Origin of the sequence: Pseudomonas atacamensis, from assembly GCF_017167965.1 — a bacterium.
Taxonomy (GTDB): domain Bacteria; phylum Pseudomonadota; class Gammaproteobacteria; order Pseudomonadales; family Pseudomonadaceae; genus Aquipseudomonas; species Aquipseudomonas atacamensis.
In genome coordinates, this window is sequence record NZ_CP070503.1 from 1,266,219 (window position 1) to 1,284,271 (window position 18,053).

21 protein-coding genes are annotated in these 18,053 nt (G+C 60.0%); 20 read left to right on the forward strand and 1 reads right to left on the reverse strand.

What is annotated here, in order from left to right; genetic code table 11:
* Nucleotides 1–8: 8 nt before the first annotated feature.
* A complete protein-coding gene (secF, locus tag JWU58_RS05920; RefSeq protein WP_110603668.1) occupies nt 9–923 on the forward strand; it encodes a protein translocase subunit SecF in 915 nt (304 codons plus the stop codon).
* A gap of 121 nt (nt 924–1,044) precedes the next feature.
* On the forward strand, nt 1,045–1,593 hold the full coding sequence (locus tag JWU58_RS05925) for a glycine zipper 2TM domain-containing protein (protein WP_007956693.1): 549 nt from the start codon (nt 1,045–1,047) through the stop codon (nt 1,591–1,593).
* A gap of 240 nt (nt 1,594–1,833) precedes the next feature.
* On the opposite strand, the gene suhB is transcribed toward JWU58_RS05925, so the two are convergent.
* Nucleotides 1,834–2,652 carry a type III secretion system regulator SuhB gene (gene suhB / locus JWU58_RS05930; RefSeq protein ID WP_016773320.1) on the reverse strand — a complete coding sequence of 273 codons (819 nt, stop codon included), beginning with the start codon at nt 2,650–2,652 and terminating at the stop codon, nt 1,834–1,836.
* 145 nt (nt 2,653–2,797) lie between these two features.
* Here suhB and trmJ point away from each other — a divergent pair, with 145 nt between their 5' ends.
* From trmJ to bamB, 18 genes are all read left to right on the forward strand, one after another.
* A complete protein-coding gene (gene trmJ / locus JWU58_RS05935; RefSeq protein ID WP_073473313.1) occupies nt 2,798–3,568 on the forward strand; it encodes a tRNA (cytosine(32)/uridine(32)-2'-O)-methyltransferase TrmJ in 771 nt (256 codons plus the stop codon).
* A gap of 3 nt (nt 3,569–3,571) precedes the next feature.
* The gene (gene cysE, locus JWU58_RS05940; RefSeq protein WP_024014221.1) at nt 3,572–4,348 is read left to right on the forward strand and encodes a serine O-acetyltransferase; all 777 of its coding nucleotides are present in this window, start codon (nt 3,572–3,574) and stop codon (nt 4,346–4,348) included.
* Between the two features lie 245 nt (nt 4,349–4,593).
* A complete protein-coding gene (gene iscR / locus JWU58_RS05945) occupies nt 4,594–5,085 on the forward strand; it encodes a Fe-S cluster assembly transcriptional regulator IscR (RefSeq protein WP_016773323.1) in 492 nt (163 codons plus the stop codon).
* Between the two features lie 50 nt (nt 5,086–5,135).
* Entirely contained in the window at nt 5,136–6,350 is a 1,215-nt protein-coding gene (locus JWU58_RS05950) for an IscS subfamily cysteine desulfurase (RefSeq protein ID WP_016773324.1), read from the forward strand.
* Nucleotides 6,351–6,450: 100 nt separating this feature from the next.
* Nucleotides 6,451–6,837, forward strand: coding sequence for a Fe-S cluster assembly scaffold IscU (gene iscU, locus JWU58_RS05955; protein ID WP_003227907.1), 387 nt, complete (start codon nt 6,451–6,453; stop codon nt 6,835–6,837).
* Between the two features lie 34 nt (nt 6,838–6,871).
* Nucleotides 6,872–7,195, forward strand: a complete 324-nt coding sequence (gene iscA / locus JWU58_RS05960) for an iron-sulfur cluster assembly protein IscA (RefSeq protein ID WP_003227904.1) — start codon at nt 6,872–6,874, stop codon at nt 7,193–7,195.
* Between the two features lie 8 nt (nt 7,196–7,203).
* Complete coding sequence (gene hscB / locus JWU58_RS05965) at nt 7,204–7,725, forward strand: co-chaperone HscB (protein WP_016773325.1); 522 nt, start codon at nt 7,204–7,206, stop codon at nt 7,723–7,725.
* Nucleotides 7,726–7,775: 50 nt separating this feature from the next.
* A complete protein-coding gene (hscA, locus tag JWU58_RS05970; RefSeq protein ID WP_206421604.1) occupies nt 7,776–9,641 on the forward strand; it encodes a Fe-S protein assembly chaperone HscA in 1,866 nt (621 codons plus the stop codon).
* Complete coding sequence (fdx, locus tag JWU58_RS05975; protein WP_016773327.1) at nt 9,641–9,982, forward strand: ISC system 2Fe-2S type ferredoxin; 342 nt, start codon at nt 9,641–9,643, stop codon at nt 9,980–9,982. The genes hscA and fdx overlap by 1 nt, the downstream gene beginning before the upstream one ends.
* A gap of 14 nt (nt 9,983–9,996) precedes the next feature.
* Nucleotides 9,997–10,197 (forward strand): Fe-S cluster assembly protein IscX, encoded by a 201-nt coding sequence (gene iscX, locus JWU58_RS05980; protein ID WP_016773328.1) that lies wholly within the window; start codon nt 9,997–9,999, stop codon nt 10,195–10,197.
* Nucleotides 10,198–10,284: 87 nt separating this feature from the next.
* Nucleotides 10,285–10,710 (forward strand): nucleoside-diphosphate kinase, encoded by a 426-nt coding sequence (ndk, locus tag JWU58_RS05985; RefSeq protein WP_024014216.1) that lies wholly within the window; start codon nt 10,285–10,287, stop codon nt 10,708–10,710.
* A gap of 28 nt (nt 10,711–10,738) precedes the next feature.
* The gene (gene rlmN, locus JWU58_RS05990) at nt 10,739–11,887 is read left to right on the forward strand and encodes a dual-specificity RNA methyltransferase RlmN (protein ID WP_024014215.1); all 1,149 of its coding nucleotides are present in this window, start codon (nt 10,739–10,741) and stop codon (nt 11,885–11,887) included.
* Nucleotides 11,888–11,899: 12 nt separating this feature from the next.
* Entirely contained in the window at nt 11,900–12,658 is a 759-nt protein-coding gene (gene pilW, locus JWU58_RS05995) for a type IV pilus biogenesis/stability protein PilW (protein WP_016773330.1), read from the forward strand.
* Nucleotides 12,658–13,677 carry a RodZ domain-containing protein gene (locus tag JWU58_RS06000; RefSeq protein WP_122507801.1) on the forward strand — a complete coding sequence of 340 codons (1,020 nt, stop codon included), beginning with the start codon at nt 12,658–12,660 and terminating at the stop codon, nt 13,675–13,677. The genes pilW and JWU58_RS06000 overlap by 1 nt, the downstream gene beginning before the upstream one ends.
* A gap of 3 nt (nt 13,678–13,680) precedes the next feature.
* A complete protein-coding gene (gene ispG / locus JWU58_RS06005; RefSeq protein ID WP_016773332.1) occupies nt 13,681–14,790 on the forward strand; it encodes a flavodoxin-dependent (E)-4-hydroxy-3-methylbut-2-enyl-diphosphate synthase in 1,110 nt (369 codons plus the stop codon).
* A gap of 22 nt (nt 14,791–14,812) precedes the next feature.
* Complete coding sequence (gene hisS / locus JWU58_RS06010; RefSeq protein ID WP_206421605.1) at nt 14,813–16,102, forward strand: histidine--tRNA ligase; 1,290 nt, start codon at nt 14,813–14,815, stop codon at nt 16,100–16,102.
* A gap of 41 nt (nt 16,103–16,143) precedes the next feature.
* Nucleotides 16,144–16,785 carry a tetratricopeptide repeat protein gene (locus JWU58_RS06015; protein ID WP_056790153.1) on the forward strand — a complete coding sequence of 214 codons (642 nt, stop codon included), beginning with the start codon at nt 16,144–16,146 and terminating at the stop codon, nt 16,783–16,785.
* Nucleotides 16,778–17,929, forward strand: a complete 1,152-nt coding sequence (gene bamB / locus JWU58_RS06020; RefSeq protein ID WP_016773335.1) for an outer membrane protein assembly factor BamB — start codon at nt 16,778–16,780, stop codon at nt 17,927–17,929. The genes JWU58_RS06015 and bamB overlap by 8 nt, the downstream gene beginning before the upstream one ends.
* The last annotated feature ends 124 nt before the right edge of the window (nt 17,930–18,053 follow it).

The following is an 18,053-nucleotide window of genomic DNA, read 5'->3' on the forward strand; positions in this document are numbered from 1 at the left end:
GGGCTGCCATGTTACGTACAATCAACTTCATGGGCGTTCGCAACTTCGCGTTCGGCGTCACATTGCTGCTTACCGTCATTGCCTTGTTCAGTGTCGCCACCAAGGGCATGAACTGGGGCCTGGACTTCACCGGCGGTACGCTCATCGAGCTGACCTACGAGCGTCCGGCCGACGTCACCAAGGTGCGCGAGCAACTGGCGACTTCCGGTTATCACGAAGCCGTGGTGCAGAACTTCGGTGCGACGACCGACCTGCTGGTGCGCATGCCGGGTGAAGACCCGCAGCTGGGCCATCAGGTCGCAGACGCATTGCAGAAAGTCGGCGGCGACAACCCGGCGACGGTCAAGCGAGTCGAGTTCGTCGGCCCGCAGGTCGGTGAAGAACTGCGCGACCAGGGCGGCCTCGGCATGCTGCTGGCGCTCGGCGGCATCCTGATCTACCTGGCGTTCCGCTTTCAGTGGAAGTTTGCGGTCGGCGCCATTGTCTCGCTGATCCACGACGTGATCGTGACCGTGGGTATCCTCTCGTACTTCCAGATCACCTTCGATCTGACGGTGCTGGCGGCGGTGCTGGCGATCATCGGTTACTCGCTGAACGACACCATCGTGGTTTTCGACCGGGTACGTGAGAACTTCCGTGTGCTGCGCAAGGCGACGCTGATCGAGAACATCAACATCTCGACCACCCAGACCCTGCTGCGCACCATGGCGACGTCGATCTCCACTCTGCTGGCGATCGCGGCGCTGCTGTTCTTCGGCGGCGACAACCTGTTCGGCTTCTCCATCGCGCTGTTCATCGGTGTACTGGCGGGTACCTACTCGTCGATCTATATCGCCAACGTGGTGCTGATCTGGCTGAACCTGACCACCGAGGATCTGATTCCTCCGGCCAACACCGACAAGGAAGTCGACGACCGTCCATAAAGGTCAGCGATTTCCCGGCTGTCAGCCAACAAAAGGCGCGAGTTGAACTCGCGCCTTTTTTTGTGCTCCAAGGCTGGGAGAAGCGCGGGCGCGTCCCGCATGTGATGGTCAGGAGGTTCATGTGAACAAGTCGTTGCTGGTTGGTGCGGTATTGGGTGCTGTCGGTGTCACAGCCGGGGGTGCTGTTGCCACCTACAGCCTGGTTAAAAGCGGCCCTGAGTATGCGCAAGTATTAGCCGTTGAGCCGGTCAAGACACAGATCAAGACTCCACGTGAAGTATGCAAGGATGTAACGGTGACCCGTCAGGCACCGGTAAAAGATCAACACCAGATCGCCGGTACCGTGGTCGGCGCGCTGGCCGGTGGTTTGCTGGGCAACCAGATTGGCGGCGGTACCGGCAAGAAGATTGCCACGGTGGCCGGTGCGGTCGGTGGCGGTTACGCGGGCAACAAGGTGCAGGAGGGCATGCAGGAGCGTGACACCTACACCACTACGCAAACCCGCTGCAACACGGTCAATGACATCAGCGACAAGGTCGTCGGTTACGACGTGCGTTACTCGCTTGATGGCAAGGAAGGCAAAGTGCGGATGGATCGCGATCCGGGCAACCAGATTCCGGTCGACAAGGAAGGCAAGCTGATCCTGTCGCAGAATGAGCCAGGTCAGTAAAGCGCTACTGTTGTGAAAAGAAGCACCCTGCGGGGTGCTTTTTTTATACCCGCGATTCAGGGCAGCGCGCGATTCTCACCTGTGGGAACGAGCCTGCTCGCGAATGCGGTCCAACAGTTGATATTTCCTTTGTTGACACGCCCATTCGCGAGCAGGCTCGCTCCCACAGGGAATTGTGCTGTTTGGAATTGCAGGCATAAAAAAGCACCCCGAAGGGTGCTTTTTGGTTTCGCGTAAAGCTTAGCGCTTCAGCGAGGCCGGCAGGTGCGGCTGGATCGCCGTCAGCACTGCCTTGAAGCATTTGGTGTTGCCGGCAACGATGTGGCCTTTTTCCAGGAAGTCGTGACCGCCGGTGAAATCGCTCACCAGGCCGCCGGCTTCTTGAATCAGCAGGGCGCCTGCAGCCATGTCCCACTCGGACAGGCCCGATTCCCAGAACGCATCGAAACGACCGGCAGCTACGTAAGCCAGGTCCAGGCTCGCCGAACCGGCGCGGCGGATGCCGGCAGTCTGGCCAACCAGGGCGCGGAACATGCCCAGGTAGTTGTCGAGGTTGTCCATCTGATCGTCACGGAACGGGAAGCCAGTGCCGAGCAGAGCGCCATCGAGGCTGGTGCGACCGCTTACGCGCAGACGACGACCGTTCAGTTGAGCGCCGCGACCACGGCTGGCGGTGAATTCTTCCTGGCGGACCGGGTCCAGAACCACTGCGTGTTCCAGGCGACCACGATATTTGCAGGCAATACTCACTGCAAAGTGCGGAATGCCACGGAGGAAGTTGGTGGTGCCGTCCAGCGGATCGATGATCCACAGGTACTCTTCGCCTTCGATGCCGGTGCCAGCGTGCAGGCCGGTTTCTTCACCCTGAATCGAGTGATTCGGGTAAGCCTTGCGCAGGGCATCGATGATTTTCTGTTCAGCGGCGCGATCGACCTCGGATACGTAATCCTTGGCGTCTTTTTCGTCGACCTTGATGGTATCCAGGCGCTCGATGGAGCGGAAGATCAGTTCACTGGCGCTGCGGGCGGCGCGCAGCGCGATATTCAGCATGGGCTGCATGGATGTGTCACCTAAGGTTGTTAAAGAAAGCCGCGCATTCTATCAGAACTTTTCTTCAGGTGAAGGACGCTGTTCGCTTTCATAGCTTAACGGTAGGCTGTTCTGTAAGATTTGCCCCCCTTTCCTGTGTCCGAGAGCGCCTCCCTTGCTGCAGAACATTCGTGTCGTCCTGGTCAATACCAGCCACCCCGGTAACATCGGCGGGGCCGCGCGCGCCATGAAAAACATGGGTCTGTCGCGACTGGTGCTGGTCGAACCGCGGGTCTTCCCGCACCACGAGGCCGACGCCCGCGCCTCCGGTGCCGGTGACATCCTTGAAAACGCGCAAGTCGTCGCCACCTTGGAAGATGCTCTGGTCGGCTGCAATCTGGTGCTCGGCACCAGCGCCCGCGACCGGCGCATTCCCTGGCCCCTGCTCGATCCGCGCGAATGCGGCAACAAGGTGGTCGAGGAAGCCGGGCAGGGCGCCGAGATTGCTTTGGTGTTCGGCCGTGAAGATTCCGGCCTGACCAACGAAGAGCTGCAGCGATGTCATTTTCACGTGCACATCCCTTCCGACCCGACCTTCAGTTCGCTGAATCTCGGGGCGGCGGTGCAGGTATTGAGTTATGAAGTGCGCATGGCCTGGCTGGCCGCACAGGGTCAGCCGAGCAAGGTCGAGAAAGAAGAAGTGGCCTCGGTGAAAAGCGCCGAGCTGGCGACCATGGATGAGCTGGAGCGATTCTATGAGCACCTGGAGCAGACACTGGTTGCCATCGAATTCCTCGACCCGGAAAAGCCACGCCACTTGATGGCGCGCCTGCGCCGGTTGTACGGACGCAGCTCGGTCAGCCGGGCGGAAATGAATATTTTGCGTGGCATCCTCACGGAAACCCAGAAAGCGGCCCGTGGCGAGCTTCTAAAGCGGAAGGATTAAATGATGTTTGAGCGTTTGCGTGAAGATATCCAGAGCGTATTCCATCGAGACCCGGCGGCGCGTAACGCTTTTGAAGTCCTGACCTGCTACCCCGGCATGCATGCGATCTGGATTCATCGTCTGGCCGGCATGCTCTGGCGCAACGAACTTAAATGGCTGGCGCGGCTGGTGTCGAACTTCGGTCGCTGGCTGACCGGGATCGAGATTCATCCGGGTGCCAAGGTCGGTCGGCGGTTCTTCATCGACCACGGCATGGGCATCGTCATTGGTGAAACCGCCGAGATCGGCGACGACGTCACCATCTATCAAGGCGTGACCCTCGGCGGCACCAGCTGGAACAAAGGCAAGCGCCACCCGACACTGGGTGACGGCGTGGTGGTTGGTGCTGGCGCCAAGGTGCTTGGCCCGTTCACGGTGGGTGCCGGCGCCAAAGTCGGCTCCAACGCTGTGGTCACCAAGGAAGTGCCGCCGGGCGCCACAGTGGTGGGAATTCCGGGGCGGATCATCGTCAAAACTGACGAAGAGCAGGACGCCAAGCGCAAAGCCATGGCGGAAAAGATCGGTTTCGACGCCTACGGTGTCAGCGAAGACATGCCCGACCCGGTGGCCCGGGCCATCGGCCAATTGCTCGATCATCTGCAAGCAGTGGACGGGCGCCTGGAAGGCATGTGCGGCGCGCTGAAGGATCTGGGCAGCAATTACTGTGCGAAAGATCTGCCTGAGCTGCGCGAAGAAGACTTCGCTTGCGTCAAGGGCAAGGACGAATCGAAAGCCGGCTAAAGCCTCTGTAGGAGCTGCCGAAGGCTGCGATCTTTTGATTTTGCCTTCTTAAGATCAAAAGATCGCAGCCTTCGGCAGCTCCTACAAAGGCGTCCAGCAGCTGGTGTGCCATTGGGCTGCAGACCCTGCTATCATTCGCGCGCTCTTTTGCGGGTAAACCCGACTAAAGCACTAGGTCTTATAGTTGACTTAAATGCTCGGGAATTGCATACTCCCGCCCATTCCGAACTCCGTGGTAACTGTCCATGCGACTGACTACAAAAGGCCGATACGCCGTGACCGCCATGCTTGACCTGGCGTTGCACGCGCAGCACGGGCCGGTGTCTCTGGCCGATATCTCCGAGCGCCAAGGCATCTCCCTGTCCTACCTCGAACAGCTGTTCGCCAAGCTGCGCCGCAGCAACCTGGTTTCCAGCGTTCGCGGTCCGGGTGGTGGCTACCAGTTGTCCCGCGACATGCAGGGCATCCAGGTCGCCCAGGTGATCGATGCGGTGAACGAATCGGTCGATGCCACCAAGTGCCAGGGCCAGGGCGATTGCCATTCCGGCGATACCTGCCTGACCCATCATCTGTGGTGCGACTTGAGCCTGCAGATTCACGAATTTCTGAGCGGTATCAGCTTGGCCGACCTTGTGACTCGCCGTGAGGTACAAGAAGTGGCCCAGCGTCAGGACCAGCGCCGTTGCAGCAGCAAGGCGCCACGCCTGGACAAGATTGAAGCGTCCGCCGTCGAATGACAGCCGAAGAGCTACCCGCGGCACGCCAGCCCTGATTTAGGAGATAGTCCATGAAATTGCCGATTTACCTTGATTACTCTGCAACCACCCCGGTTGATCCGCGCGTTGCGCAGAAAATGAGTGAATGCCTGCTGGTCGACGGAAACTTCGGTAACCCGGCGTCCCGCTCCCACGTGTTCGGCTGGAAGGCTGAAGAGTCCGTCGAAAACGCTCGTCGTCAGGTGGCCGATCTGGTCAACGCCGACCCCCGCGAAATCGTCTGGACCTCCGGTGCTACTGAATCCGACAACCTGGCGATCAAGGGCGCGGCACATTTTTACGCCTCCAAGGGCAAGCACCTGATCACCAGCAAGATCGAGCACAAGGCTGTCCTCGACACCATGCGCCAGCTGGAGCGTGAAGGTTTCGAAGTGACCTACCTCGAGCCGACCGAAGACGGTCTGATCACCCCGGCAATGATTGACGCGGCACTGCGCGAAGACACCATTCTGGTGTCGGTGATGCACGTCAACAACGAAATCGGCACCATCAACGACATCGCTGCCATCGGCGAAATGCTGCGCGCCAAAGGCGTGCTGTTCCATGTCGATGCTGCTCAGTCCACCGGCAAGGTCGAAATCGATCTGCAGAAGCTGAAAGTCGACATGATGTCGTTCTCCGCCCACAAGACTTATGGCCCTAAAGGCATCGGCGCGCTGTACGTCAGCCGCAAGCCGCGTGTGCGCATCGAAGCGACCATGCACGGCGGCGGTCACGAGCGCGGCATGCGTTCCGGCACCCTGGCGACCCACCAGATCGTCGGCATGGGCGAAGCGTTCCGCGTAGCCAAGGAAGACATGGCCGCTGAAAACGTGCGCATCAAAGCCTTGAGCGATCGCTTCTACAAGCAGGTCGAGCACCTGGAAGAGCTGTACGTCAACGGCAGCCTGACCGCCCGCGTTCCGCACAACCTGAACCTGAGCTTCAACTACGTTGAAGGCGAGTCGCTGATCATGGCGCTCAAGGATCTGGCGGTATCGTCCGGTTCGGCCTGCACCTCGGCGTCGCTGGAGCCTTCCTACGTACTGCGCGCCCTGGGCCGCAACGACGAACTGGCACACAGCTCGATCCGCTTTACCTTCGGCCGTTTCACCACCGAAGAAGAAATCGACTACGCCGCGCAGAAAGTCTGCGAGGCCGTTACCAAGCTGCGCGCTCTGTCGCCGCTGTGGGACATGTACAAAGACGGCGTCGATATCTCGAAAATCGAGTGGGCGGCACACTAACTATAGAAGCCGCCGGATACAGATCCTGTAGCGACGCGGCGTTAACGCAGCGCAGTTGCAGGGTCTCAAGAGCGGCCCTGATGAGTGAGGATTGAGAATCATGGCTTACAGCGAAAAGGTCATCGACCACTACGAAAACCCGCGCAACGTCGGCAAGATGAACGCGGAAGATCCTGATGTCGGCACCGGCATGGTCGGCGCTCCGGCGTGCGGCGACGTGATGCGTCTGCAGATCAAGGTCAACGATCAGGGCGTTATCGAAGACGCCAAGTTCAAGACCTACGGTTGCGGTTCGGCAATCGCCTCCAGCTCCCTCGCTACCGAGTGGATGAAGGGCAAGACCCTGGACGAAGCCGAAACCATCAAGAACACTCAGCTGGCCGAAGAACTGGCCCTGCCGCCAGTGAAAATCCACTGCTCCGTGCTCGCTGAAGACGCTATCAAAGCGGCTGTTCGCGACTACAAGCAGAAGAAAGGCTTGATCTGAATTTCAAGATTCGGCGACGAGTAAGGAGTCAACGATGGCTATCAGCATGACAGAAGCGGCTGCTCGACACGTGCGGCGCTCCCTCGACGGGCGCGGCAAAGGTGAAGGGATTCGTCTGGGTGTTCGCACCACAGGCTGTTCCGGCCTTGCCTACGTGCTGGAGTTTGTCGACGAGGTAGTGGCGGAAGATCAGGTGTTCGAGAGTCACGGCGAAAAAGTGATCATCGACCCGAAAAGCCTGGCCTACCTGGACGGCACCGAGCTCGACTTCGTCAAGGAAGGGTTGAACGAAGGCTTCAAGTTCAACAACCCCAACGTGCGCGGTGAATGTGGCTGCGGCGAAAGCTTCAACATCTGAGGCTGGTCGTGGGTATTCCTTGTCATTTCGCTTTATTCGAGCTGCAACCGAGCTTCCGCCTGGATCTCGAGCAGTTGGCCACGCGCTACCGTGAGTTGGCGCGCGGCGTCCATCCTGACCGCTTTGCCGATGCATCCGAACGCGAGCAGCGCTCGGCGCTCGAGCAATCGGCGCGGCTCAACGACGCCTACCAGACGCTCAAGAGCCCGGCCCAGCGCGCACGCTACCTGCTGAAAATCAGCGGGCATGAAGTGCCGATGGAAGTCACTGTCCACGATCCCGAATTCCTTCTGCAGCAGATGCAATGGCGCGAAGAGCTCGAAGATCTGCAGGACAGTGCCGACCTCGACGGTGTTGCCGTGTTCAAGCGTCGCTTGAAGGCGGCTCAGGAGCAGCTCAACGAAAGCTTCGCAGCCTGTTGGGATGATGCAGCGCAACGCGAGCAGGCCGAACGCCTGATGCGGCGCATGCAGTTCCTCGACAAGCTCACCTACGAAGTGCGCCAGCTGGAAGAGCGCCTCGACGATTAACCCAGTGCTGCCCTGATTGCACGCTGACAGACAGACAAGACCTGATCACCATGGCTCTACTGCAGATCGCCGAACCCGGCCAAAGTCCTCAACCGCACCAGCGTCGCCTGGCTGTGGGCATCGACTTGGGTACTACCAATTCGCTGGTCGCTGCGCTGCGCAGTGGTCTTTCCGAACCGCTGGCCGACGCCAACGGGCAGGTCATCCTGCCGTCCGCCGTGCGTTATCACGCCGACCGCGTCGAAGTCGGTGAGTCCGCCAAGCTAGCAGCAGCCTCCGATCCCCTGAACACCGTGCTCTCGGTCAAGCGCTTGATGGGTCGTGGTCTGTCCGACGTCAAGCAATTGGGCGAGCAGTTGCCCTATCGCTTTGTCGGCGGCGAATCGCACATGCCGTTCATCGATACCGTGCAAGGCCCGAAAAGCCCGGTTGAAGTCTCTGCCGATATCCTCAAGGTCCTGCGTCAACGCGCTGAAGCGACCTTGGGTGGCGAACTGGTTGGCGCGGTAATCACCGTTCCTGCCTACTTCGACGATGCGCAGCGCCAAGCCACCAAGGATGCGGCCAAACTCGCCGGTCTGAACGTGTTGCGTCTGCTCAACGAGCCGACTGCTGCCGCTGTGGCGTACGGTCTGGATCAGCACGCCGAAGGTCTGGTGGCGATCTACGATCTGGGCGGCGGTACTTTCGATATCTCCATTCTGCGTCTGACCGGCGGCGTCTTTGAAGTTCTGGCCACTGGCGGCGACAGCGCGCTGGGCGGCGATGACTTCGATCACGCGATTGCCGGCTGGATCATTGAGAGCGCTGGCCTGTCCGCCGATCTCGATCCGGGCGCGCAGCGCAATCTGCTGCAAACTGCCTGTGCGGCCAAAGAAGCTCTGACCGACGCCGCCAGCGTTGAAGTGGCTTACGGCGACTGGAAAGCCCAGTTGACCCGCGAAGCCTTCGATGCGCTGATCGAGCCAATGGTCGCACGCAGCCTGAAAGCCTGCCGCCGCGCCGTTCGCGATTCCGGTATTGAACTGGAAGACGTCCACGCCGTGGTCATGGTCGGCGGTTCGACCCGTGTGCCGCGCGTTCGCGAAGCCGTTGCCGAAGCCTTCGGTCGTCAGCCTTTGACGGAAATCGACCCGGATCAAGTGGTGGCCATCGGGGCCGCGATCCAGGCTGACACCCTGGCTGGCAACATGCGCGATGGCGGCGAACTGCTGCTGCTCGACGTGATTCCGCTTTCCCTGGGGCTGGAAACCATGGGCGGTCTGATGGAGAAGGTGATTCCGCGCAACACCACCATTCCCGTCGCCCGCGCTCAGGATTTCACCACCTATAAAGACGGCCAGTCGGCCATGGCGATCCACGTGTTGCAGGGTGAGCGCGAGCTGATCAGCGATTGCCGCTCTCTGGCTCGCTTCGAATTGCGCGGCATTCCGGCGATGGTGGCCGGTGCGGCGAAAATTCGCGTGACCTTCCAGGTCGATGCCGACGGTCTGCTCAGCGTGTCTGCCCGTGAGTTGGGTTCGGGCGTTGAAGCGAGCATTCAGGTCAAGCCTTCCTATGGTCTGACCGATGGCGAAATCGCCAAGATGCTCAAGGATTCGTTCCAGCACGCCAATGACGACAAGGTCGCCCGCGTTCTGCGTGAGCAGCAAGTCGATGCCCAACGCCTGCTCGAAGCGGTGCAGGGCGCGCTGGAGGCCGATGGCGAGCGTTTGCTCGACGCCGAAGAGCGCATGGTCATCGAACTGCAAATGCAGGAACTGGCCGAACTGATGAAAGGTACCGATGGTTACGCCATCGAGCAGCAGACCAAACGTCTGTCGCAAGTGACCGATGCTTTTGCTGCCCGCCGCATGGATCTGACGGTGAAAGCCGCTCTGTCGGGGCGCAACCTGAATGAAATCGAGGATATCTGATGCCGCAGGTCATTTTTCTGCCCCACGAGAAGTTCTGCCCTGAAGGCATGGTGGTCGAGGCTGCGCCCGGCACATCGATTCTCGAACTGGCCCACGAACACCATATCGAGATGGAAAGCGCATGCGGCGGCGTCTGCGCCTGCACTACGTGCCATTGCATCATCCGCGAGGGTTTCGACTCGCTGGAAGAGGCCGACGAGCTGGAAGAAGACTTCCTCGACCGTGCCTGGGGCCTTGAGGCGCAATCGCGTCTGGCTTGCCAGGCCATCGTCGGTGAGGAAGACCTCACCGTCGAGATTCCGAAATATTCGCTTAACCATGCGGCTGAAGCGCCGCACTGACTGGTAAGACTGTCATGAGCTACGGTTGGAATGATGTTCAACGCATTGCAGAAGAGCTGGCCGAGGCCCACGAGGGACTCGACCCGTACTCTGTAGGTTTTGTCCGTTTGCAGCAGATGATTCTTGAACTGCCTGACTTCGATGCTACTTCCGGCCGGGTCGGCGAGAAGGTGCTCGAAGCGGTTCAGGAGCTCTGGGCCGCAGAATTGGACTGATCGTCTCGCAGGTTAGGCAATACCCAAGAACCCGCGTATAATTCGCGGGTTTAATTTTTCGCAAATTACCGTTTCTGGAGTTACATCATGGCTGTTCAACGTACTTTCTCCATCATCAAGCCTGACGCCGTTGCTAAAAACGTGATCGGCAAGATCACCACTCGCTTCGAAGACGCTGGCCTGCGCGTTGTAGCTTCGAAACTGAAGCAACTGTCCAAAGCCGAAGCCGAAGGCTTCTACGCTGAGCACAGCGAGCGCGGTTTCTTCGGTGACCTGGTTGCATTCATGACTTCCGGCCCGGTTGTCGTTCAGGTTCTGGAAGGCGAAAACGCTATCGCTCGCAACCGTGAGCTGATGGGCGCTACCAACCCTAAAGAAGCTGCTGCCGGCACCATCCGTGCTGACTTCGCTGAATCGATCGACGCCAACGCCGTTCACGGTTCGGACTCCGAAGCTGCTGCCGCTCGCGAAATCGCTTACTTCTTCGCAGCTACTGAAGTAACCACTCGCTAAGCATTGCTTGCAGAGTGAAGGTGAATCCATGACTACATCGACTGTTAAAACAAACCTGCTGGGTCTGACCCAGCCGGAAATGGAAAAATTCTTCGACTCAATCGGGGAGAAGCGTTTCCGTGCCGGTCAGGTAATGAAATGGATTCACCACTTTGGCGTCGATGATTTCGACGCCATGACGAACGTCAGCAAAGCCTTGCGCGACAAGCTCAAGGCCATTGCTGAAGTGCGTGGTCCGGAAGTGGTCAGCGAGGACATCTCCAGCGACGGCACCCGTAAATGGGTGGTGCGCGTGGCGTCCGGCAGCTGCGTCGAGACCGTGTACATTCCCCAGGGCAAGCGCGGCACCTTGTGCGTTTCGTCCCAGGCAGGCTGTGCCCTGGATTGCAGTTTCTGCTCCACCGGCAAGCAAGGCTTCAACAGCAACCTCACCGCCGCCGAAGTCATCGGTCAGGTGTGGATTGCCAACAAATCTTTCGGCAGCGTCCCGGCCACCGTCGACCGCGCCATCACCAACGTGGTGATGATGGGCATGGGCGAGCCGTTGCTGAACTTCGACAACGTCGTCGCCGCCATGCATCTGATGATGGATGACCTCGGCTACGGGATCTCCAAGCGCCGCGTGACCCTGTCCACCTCGGGTGTGGTGCCGATGATCGATGAGCTGGCCAAGCACATCGACGTGTCCCTGGCGTTGTCCCTGCACGCACCAAATGACGCATTGCGTAACCAATTGGTGCCGATCAACAAGAAATATCCGCTTAAGATGCTGCTCGAGTCGTGCCAGCGCTACATGTCCGCCCTTGGCGAGAAACGTGTGCTGACCATCGAGTACACCTTGCTCAAGGACGTCAACGACAAGCTTGAGCACGCGGTGGAAATGATCGAGTTGCTTAAAGATATCCCGTGCAAGATCAACCTGATCCCGTTCAACCCGTTCCCGCACTCCGGGTACGAGCGGCCGAGCAACAATGCCATCCGCCGCTTCCAGGATCAGTTGCATCAGGCCGGTTTCAACGTCACCGTGCGCACCACCCGTGGTGAAGACATCGATGCCGCATGTGGTCAATTGGTAGGGCAGGTGCTGGATCGCACCCGTCGCAGCGAACGTTACATCGCCGTGCGCGAGTTGAGCGCCGACAGCGATCTGGCACAGAACGCCGCGAACACTAACTAAGAGAGGATCTCTATGTCCCTGCGCTTTGCGCTGCTGTTGCTGTTGGCCAGCCTGTGTGCTGGTTGTGTCCTGTCGGGTGACTACAACCCGATGAAGACCAGCAAGGGCCGCGATGAAGCGCGGGCTGCCTACGTGCAGCTGGGGCTGGGCTATCTGCAGCAAGGCATGACCGAGCGCGCCAAGGTGCCACTGAAGAAAGCGCTGGAGCTGGACGGTTCCGACCCCGATGCCAATGCGGCCCTCGGTCTGGTGTTCCAGGCGGAAATGGAGCCGGCACTGGCCGACGAGCACTTTCGCAAGGCCCTGTCCTCACGTCCCGCCGATGCGCGCATCCTCAACAACTACGGCAGTTTTCTTTACGAAGAACAGCGCTACAAGGAAGCCTACGAGCGTTTTGAACAAGCGGCCGCCGATACCCTGTATCCTGAGCGCTCGCGGGTCTTCGAAAACCTCGGCATGACCGCCGCCAAGCTTGGCCAGCGTGATCTGGCCCAGCAACAGCTGGAAAAAGCCCTGCGCCTGAATCGCCAACAACCACGCGCATTGCTGGAAATGGCTGAGTTGTCCTTCGAAGACAGGCATTATGTGCCCGCGCGTGACTATTACGACCGTTTCAGCCAGCTCACCGAACAAAATGCACGTAGTCTATTGCTCGGCGTTCGGCTGGCAAAAGTGTTTGAAGATCGCGACAAGGCAGCCAGTTACGGTCTGCAATTAAAACGACTCTATCCCGGTACGCCGGAATATCAGCAATACCTGTCGGAGCAATGATGAAAGCGGCGCATCCCGAAGTTGTAGCAGCGAATCGCGTAAATCCCGGTGAGACCCTGCGCCAGGCCCGCGAAAGCAATGGCTGGTCGCTGGCCGAAGTGGCCCTCAAGCTCAACCTCACCGTGACATCCCTGAGCAATCTTGAAGCCGGCGCTTTCGACAAGCTGCCGGGGCATACCTTCGCTCGCGGTTACATTCGCGCCTATGCCAAATTGCTCGGCATGGACCAGACCGTTCTGGTTCAGCAATTCGACCAGTCCACTGGCACCGACTCCCAGGGCAGCAACGTTCACGCCCTCGGTCGTATCGAAGAGCCGGTGCGGGTTTCCCACACCATTTTGCGTATCGTCAGCCTGTTGCTGCTGATCGCGGTCATCGGCGGCGGTTTCGTCTGGTGGCAGGATCAGACCTCGCAGCGCACCCGCGATCTGACCAGCCTCGCACCGGAACACGTCGAAGTCGAAGGCGCTGACGGCACCACGCAGATCCACCCGATTGACGAGCCCGAAGACCAGGCTGTCGCCGAAAATCAGGCTGACAATTCGACATCGCTGGCCTTGCCGCAGTCGGAAACCAGTGCTGAATCCACCGGTGCCGAGTCCGCAGCGCCAGCAACCGAGCCGGCTGCCCCGGCAGTTGCGCCAAGCGCTCCGGCACCGACGCCTGCGCCAGTGGTCGCGGCTCCGACCACTCCAGCGCCGAATGTCCCAGCGACACCTGTCCCGACCGCGCCGGTTGCTCAAGCGCCAAGCGCTGAAGCAGCTGCGCCGGTTGCCGGCGAAGGCCAGGTGCAATTGCAGTTCACCGGCGATTGCTGGGCACAGGTGACCGATGGCCGTGGCAAAGTGATTTTCAGTGGTCTGAAGCATAAAGGCGACAGCGTGACCGTTTCCGGCAAACCGCCGCTCAATGTGCGTCTGGGCGTTGCCCGCGCAGCACAGGTCAGCTACAACGGCCAACCGGTCGATATCGCTCCGTTCACCAGTGGCGAGACTGCTCGCCTGAAGTTGGGTCAATAAGTCATGCACGGCGAATCTCCAATCAAACGTCGCGAATCGCGCAAGATCTGGGTCGGCAACGTACCGGTGGGCGGCGACGCGCCGATCGCTGTGCAGAGCATGACCAACAGCGATACCAATGATGTCGCCGCGACCGTGGCGCAGATCAATCGTCTGGAAGCCGCCGGCGTCGACATCGTTCGCGTCTCGGTGCCGGACATGGACGCCGCCGAGGCGTTCGGCAAGATCAAGCAACTGGTCAAAGTGCCGTTGGTGGCTGACATCCACTTCGACTACAAAATCGCCTTGCGCGTGGCCGAACTGGGTGTGGATTGCCTGCGTATCAATCCGGGCAACATCGGTCGTGAAGATCGTGTGCGTGCCGTGGTCGATGCGGCCCGTGATCGCGGTATTCCGATCCGCATCGGCGTCAATGCCGGTTCCCTGGAAAAAGACCTGCAGAAGAAATACGGCGAGCCGACCCCGGCCGCATTGGTCGAATCCGCGCTGCGCCACGTTGAACACCTCGAACGCCTGAATTTCCAGGACTTCAAGGTCAGCGTGAAAGCCTCCGACGTGTTCATGGCCGTCGAAGCCTACCGTTTGCTGGCGAAAGAAATCGTCCAGCCGCTGCACCTCGGCATCACTGAAGCTGGCGGTTTGCGCTCGGGCACAGTGAAATCCGCCGTGGGCCTAGGTATGCTGCTCGCCGAAGGGATTGGCGATACTATCCGCATCTCGCTGGCGGCCGACCCGGTCGAGGAAGTGAAGGTCGGTTACGACATTCTCAAGTCTTTGCATCTGCGTTCCCGTGGCATCAACTTCATCGCCTGCCCGAGCTGCTCGCGGCAGAACTTCGATGTGGTCAAGACCATGAACGAGCTGGAAGGGCGCCTTGAAGACCTGCTGGTGCCGCTGGATGTCGCGGTCATCGGTTGCGTGGTCAACGGCCCCGGCGAAGCCAAGGAAGCCCATATCGGCTTGACCGGCGGCACGCCCAACCTGATTTACATCGACGGCAAGCCGTCGCAGAAGCTGACGAATGACAATCTGGTGGACGAGCTGGAAAAGCTGATCCGCCAGAAAGCGGCCGAAAAGGTCGAAGCTGACGCTGCCGTTATCGCGCGCGGCTGATCGAACGAATTAAGGAAATTTTGTGAGCAAGTCTCTGCAAGCCATTCGTGGCATGAACGACATCCTGCCCGAACAGACCCCGCTGTGGCGTTATTTCGAAGGCACTGTGGCGCGTCTTCTGGATAACTACGGTTACAAGCAGATCCGCATGCCGATCGTCGAGTTCACCGAGCTGTTCAAGCGCTCGATCGGCGAAGTCACCGATATCGTCGAAAAAGAGATGTACACCTTCGAAGACCGCAACGGTGATTCCCTGACCCTGCGTCCGGAAGGCACTGCGGCCTGCGTGCGCGCCGTGCTCGAACACGGCATCACCGGCGGTGGTCAGGTGCAGAAACTCTGGTACATCGGCCCGATGTTCCGCCACGAGCGTCCGCAGAAAGGCCGTTATCGCCAATTCCACCAGATCGGTCTGGAAGTGTTCAACCTCGACGGTCCGGACATCGACGCCGAGCTGATCATCATGACCTGGCGCCTGTGGGGCGAGCTGGGCATCCGTGATGCGGTCAAGCTCGAACTCAACAGCCTCGGCACCAGCGAATCTCGTGGTCGCTATCGTGAAGCGCTGGTCGAGTACCTCTCGGCGCACCACGACAAGCTCGACGAAGACAGCCAGCGTCGTCTGAAAACCAATCCGCTGCGCGTGCTCGACACGAAAAATGCCGACACCCAGGCCGTGCTGGTCGATGCGCCGAAAATGGCCGATTACCTCGACGACGAGTCCCGCGCTCACTTCGAAGGCCTGAAGGCGCGTCTGGATGCCGTCGGCATTCCTTACGTGCTCAACCCGAAACTTGTGCGTGGCCTCGATTACTACAGCAAAACCGTTTTCGAATGGGTCACCGACAAGCTCGGCGCCCAGGGCACCGTGTGCGCGGGCGGCCGTTACGACGGGCTGGTCGAGCAGATGGGCGGCAAGCCAACCCCGGGCGTCGGTTTCGCCATGGGCATCGAGCGTCTGGTATTGATGCTCGAAACCCTTGAGCAGATCCCGCAGGAAATTGCCCGTCAGGTCGACGTCTACCTCTGCGCCTTCGGTGAAGAAGCCGAGCTGGCCGGTCTGGCCCTGGCCGAACGGGTTCGCAATGAACTTCCAAACCTGCGCCTGCAAGTCAATGCCGGCGCCGGCAGTTTCAAAAGCCAGTTCAAGAAGGCCGACAAGAGCGGTGCGCTGTACGCATTGATCCTCGGTGACGACGAAATGGCCCAGCAAGTGGTAGGTTTCAAACCCCTGCGTGGCCAGGGCGAACAACAAAGCATTGCCTGGGATGCGCTCGCCGCTCACCTGGCCACCTGCGTCGTGCAGGGTTGAAGCTGTCTTAACAGCCGATTTAGCGATTAAGGAGTATTGGGGTGTCGAGTACCGAAGACGAACAGTTGGCGGATTTGAAGGACTGGTGGACACGCAACGGCAAACCTCTGGTCACCGGCGGCCTGTTGGCGCTGGTCATCGTGTTCGGCTGGCAGGCCTGGCACAAATACCAGAGCAACCAGTCGCAAGGCGCCTCGGTGCTCTATCAGCAATTGCTGGAAACCACGCTGACGCCTGACGGCAAGCCTGATGCCGCCCGCGTGGCGGATTTGGCCGGCAAGCTCAACAGCGAATACGGCGGTTCGGCCTACGCGCAGTACGGCAGCCTGTTCGTCGCCAAAGTAGCGGTCGACAGCGGCAAGCTGGACGACGCGGCAACCGAACTCAAAGCCATCGTCGACAAACCGGCCAACCCGGCGCTGGGCGAAATCGCCCGTCAGCGTCTGGCGCAGGTGCTGGGCGCGCAGGACAAGGCCGAAGACGCCCTGAAACTGCTCGACGGCGATGCCGACAAAGCGTTCCTGGCCACTCGCGAAGAACTCAAGGGCGACCTGCTGGTGCGCTTGGGCCGTACCGATGACGCGAACAAGGCGTATCAAAAAGCCAAGGCGGCCCTGTCGGATGAAGCGGCGGTCGGTGGCCTTCAAATCAAGCTCGACGACCTGGCCAAAGGGGATGCGTGACGTGATCCGTTGGAAGCATGCAGCATTGCTGGCTCTGGCCCTTCTGGCCGCGGGTTGCAGCAGCAACAGCAAGAAAGAATTGCCACCGGCCGAACTGACCGACTTCAAAGAAGAAGTCGTTCTGCAGAAGCAGTGGAGCCGCTCGATCGGTGACGGTCAGGGCGAAACCTACAACATGCTGGTGCCGGCGATCGACGGTGACACCATCTACGCCGCTGATGTGACCGGTGTGGTGATGGCGCTGGATCGCAGCAACGGCGACGTGAAGTGGGATCAGGATCTGGAACTGCCTGTCTCCGGCGCCGTTGGCGTGGGTTACGGTCTGGTACTGATCGGTACCCTGCGTGGCGAAGTCGTCGCTCTGGACACTAGCAATGGTGAAGAGAAGTGGCGTGCCCGCGTCAACAGTGAAGTCCTCGCGCCGCCGGCCAACAACGGCGACGTAGTGGTCGTGCAGACCCAGGACGATCGTCTGATCGGTCTGGATGCTGCCACCGGCAATCAGCGTTGGGTGTATGACAGCACCCCCGCGGTCCTGACCCTGCGTGGCACCAGTGCTCCGCTGGTCACCAACCGCTTGGCGGTGGCTGGCCTGTCGACCGGTAAAGTGGTCGCGCTGGACATCTCCAACGGCGTGCCGGTGTGGGAACAACGCATTGCCATTCCACAGGGTCGTTCGGAACTGGAGCGCGTGGTCGACATCGACGGCGGTCTGCTGCTGTCCGGCGGCACGCTGTATGTGGCCAGTTATCAGGGTCGCGTTGCGGCACTGGACCTGGAAAGCGGTCGTCAACTGTGGCAGCGCGATGCGTCGAGCTACGCCGGTATCGCTCAGGGTTTCGGCAGCGTCTACGTGAGCCTGTCCTCTGGCACCGTTGAAGGCGTCGACGAGCGTTCCACCACCGCACTGTGGAGCAACGACTCGCTGGCTCGCCGTCAACTGTCGGCACCGGAAGTGTTCTCCAGCTACGTAGCTGTGGGTGACCTGGAAGGTTATCTGCATCTGCTGAGTCAGGTCGACGGTCGTTTCGTCGGCCGTGAGCGCATCGACAGCGACGGCCTGCGTGCCCGTCCGCTGGTGGTGGGCGACACGATTTATGTGTATGGCAACAGCGGCAAACTGGAAGCCCTGACCATCAAGTAACAACTATGCTTGGGGTTCATCCCCAAGCGGCCCTGCATCAGCAGGGTTTGCAGCGCCCCCGGGTGTTGCCCCGAGCACCAGCCGCTGCCTCGCAGCGGCTTTTGTATTTTCTGAAATAACGAAG

Coding starts and splice junctions, on each gene's coding strand:
- iscU (WP_003227907.1), top strand. CDS start 6,451: ATGGCTTACAGCGAAAAGGTCATCGACCACTACGAAAACCCGCGCAAC.
- iscA (WP_003227904.1), top strand. CDS start 6,872: ATGGCTATCAGCATGACAGAAGCGGCTGCTCGACACGTGCGGCGCTCC.
- ispG (WP_016773332.1), top strand. CDS start 13,681: ATGCACGGCGAATCTCCAATCAAACGTCGCGAATCGCGCAAGATCTGG.
- JWU58_RS06000 (WP_122507801.1), top strand. CDS start 12,658: ATGAAAGCGGCGCATCCCGAAGTTGTAGCAGCGAATCGCGTAAATCCC.
- bamB (WP_016773335.1), top strand. CDS start 16,778: ATGCGTGACGTGATCCGTTGGAAGCATGCAGCATTGCTGGCTCTGGCC.
- rlmN (WP_024014215.1), top strand. CDS start 10,739: ATGACTACATCGACTGTTAAAACAAACCTGCTGGGTCTGACCCAGCCG.
- secF (WP_110603668.1), top strand. CDS start 9: ATGTTACGTACAATCAACTTCATGGGCGTTCGCAACTTCGCGTTCGGC.
- hscA (WP_206421604.1), top strand. CDS start 7,776: ATGGCTCTACTGCAGATCGCCGAACCCGGCCAAAGTCCTCAACCGCAC.
- cysE (WP_024014221.1), top strand. CDS start 3,572: ATGTTTGAGCGTTTGCGTGAAGATATCCAGAGCGTATTCCATCGAGAC.
- suhB (WP_016773320.1), bottom strand. CDS start 2,652: ATGCAGCCCATGCTGAATATCGCGCTGCGCGCCGCCCGCAGCGCCAGT.
- JWU58_RS05950 (WP_016773324.1), top strand. CDS start 5,136: ATGAAATTGCCGATTTACCTTGATTACTCTGCAACCACCCCGGTTGAT.
- ndk (WP_024014216.1), top strand. CDS start 10,285: ATGGCTGTTCAACGTACTTTCTCCATCATCAAGCCTGACGCCGTTGCT.
- iscR (WP_016773323.1), top strand. CDS start 4,594: ATGCGACTGACTACAAAAGGCCGATACGCCGTGACCGCCATGCTTGAC.
- iscX (WP_016773328.1), top strand. CDS start 9,997: ATGAGCTACGGTTGGAATGATGTTCAACGCATTGCAGAAGAGCTGGCC.
- pilW (WP_016773330.1), top strand. CDS start 11,900: ATGTCCCTGCGCTTTGCGCTGCTGTTGCTGTTGGCCAGCCTGTGTGCT.
- fdx (WP_016773327.1), top strand. CDS start 9,641: ATGCCGCAGGTCATTTTTCTGCCCCACGAGAAGTTCTGCCCTGAAGGC.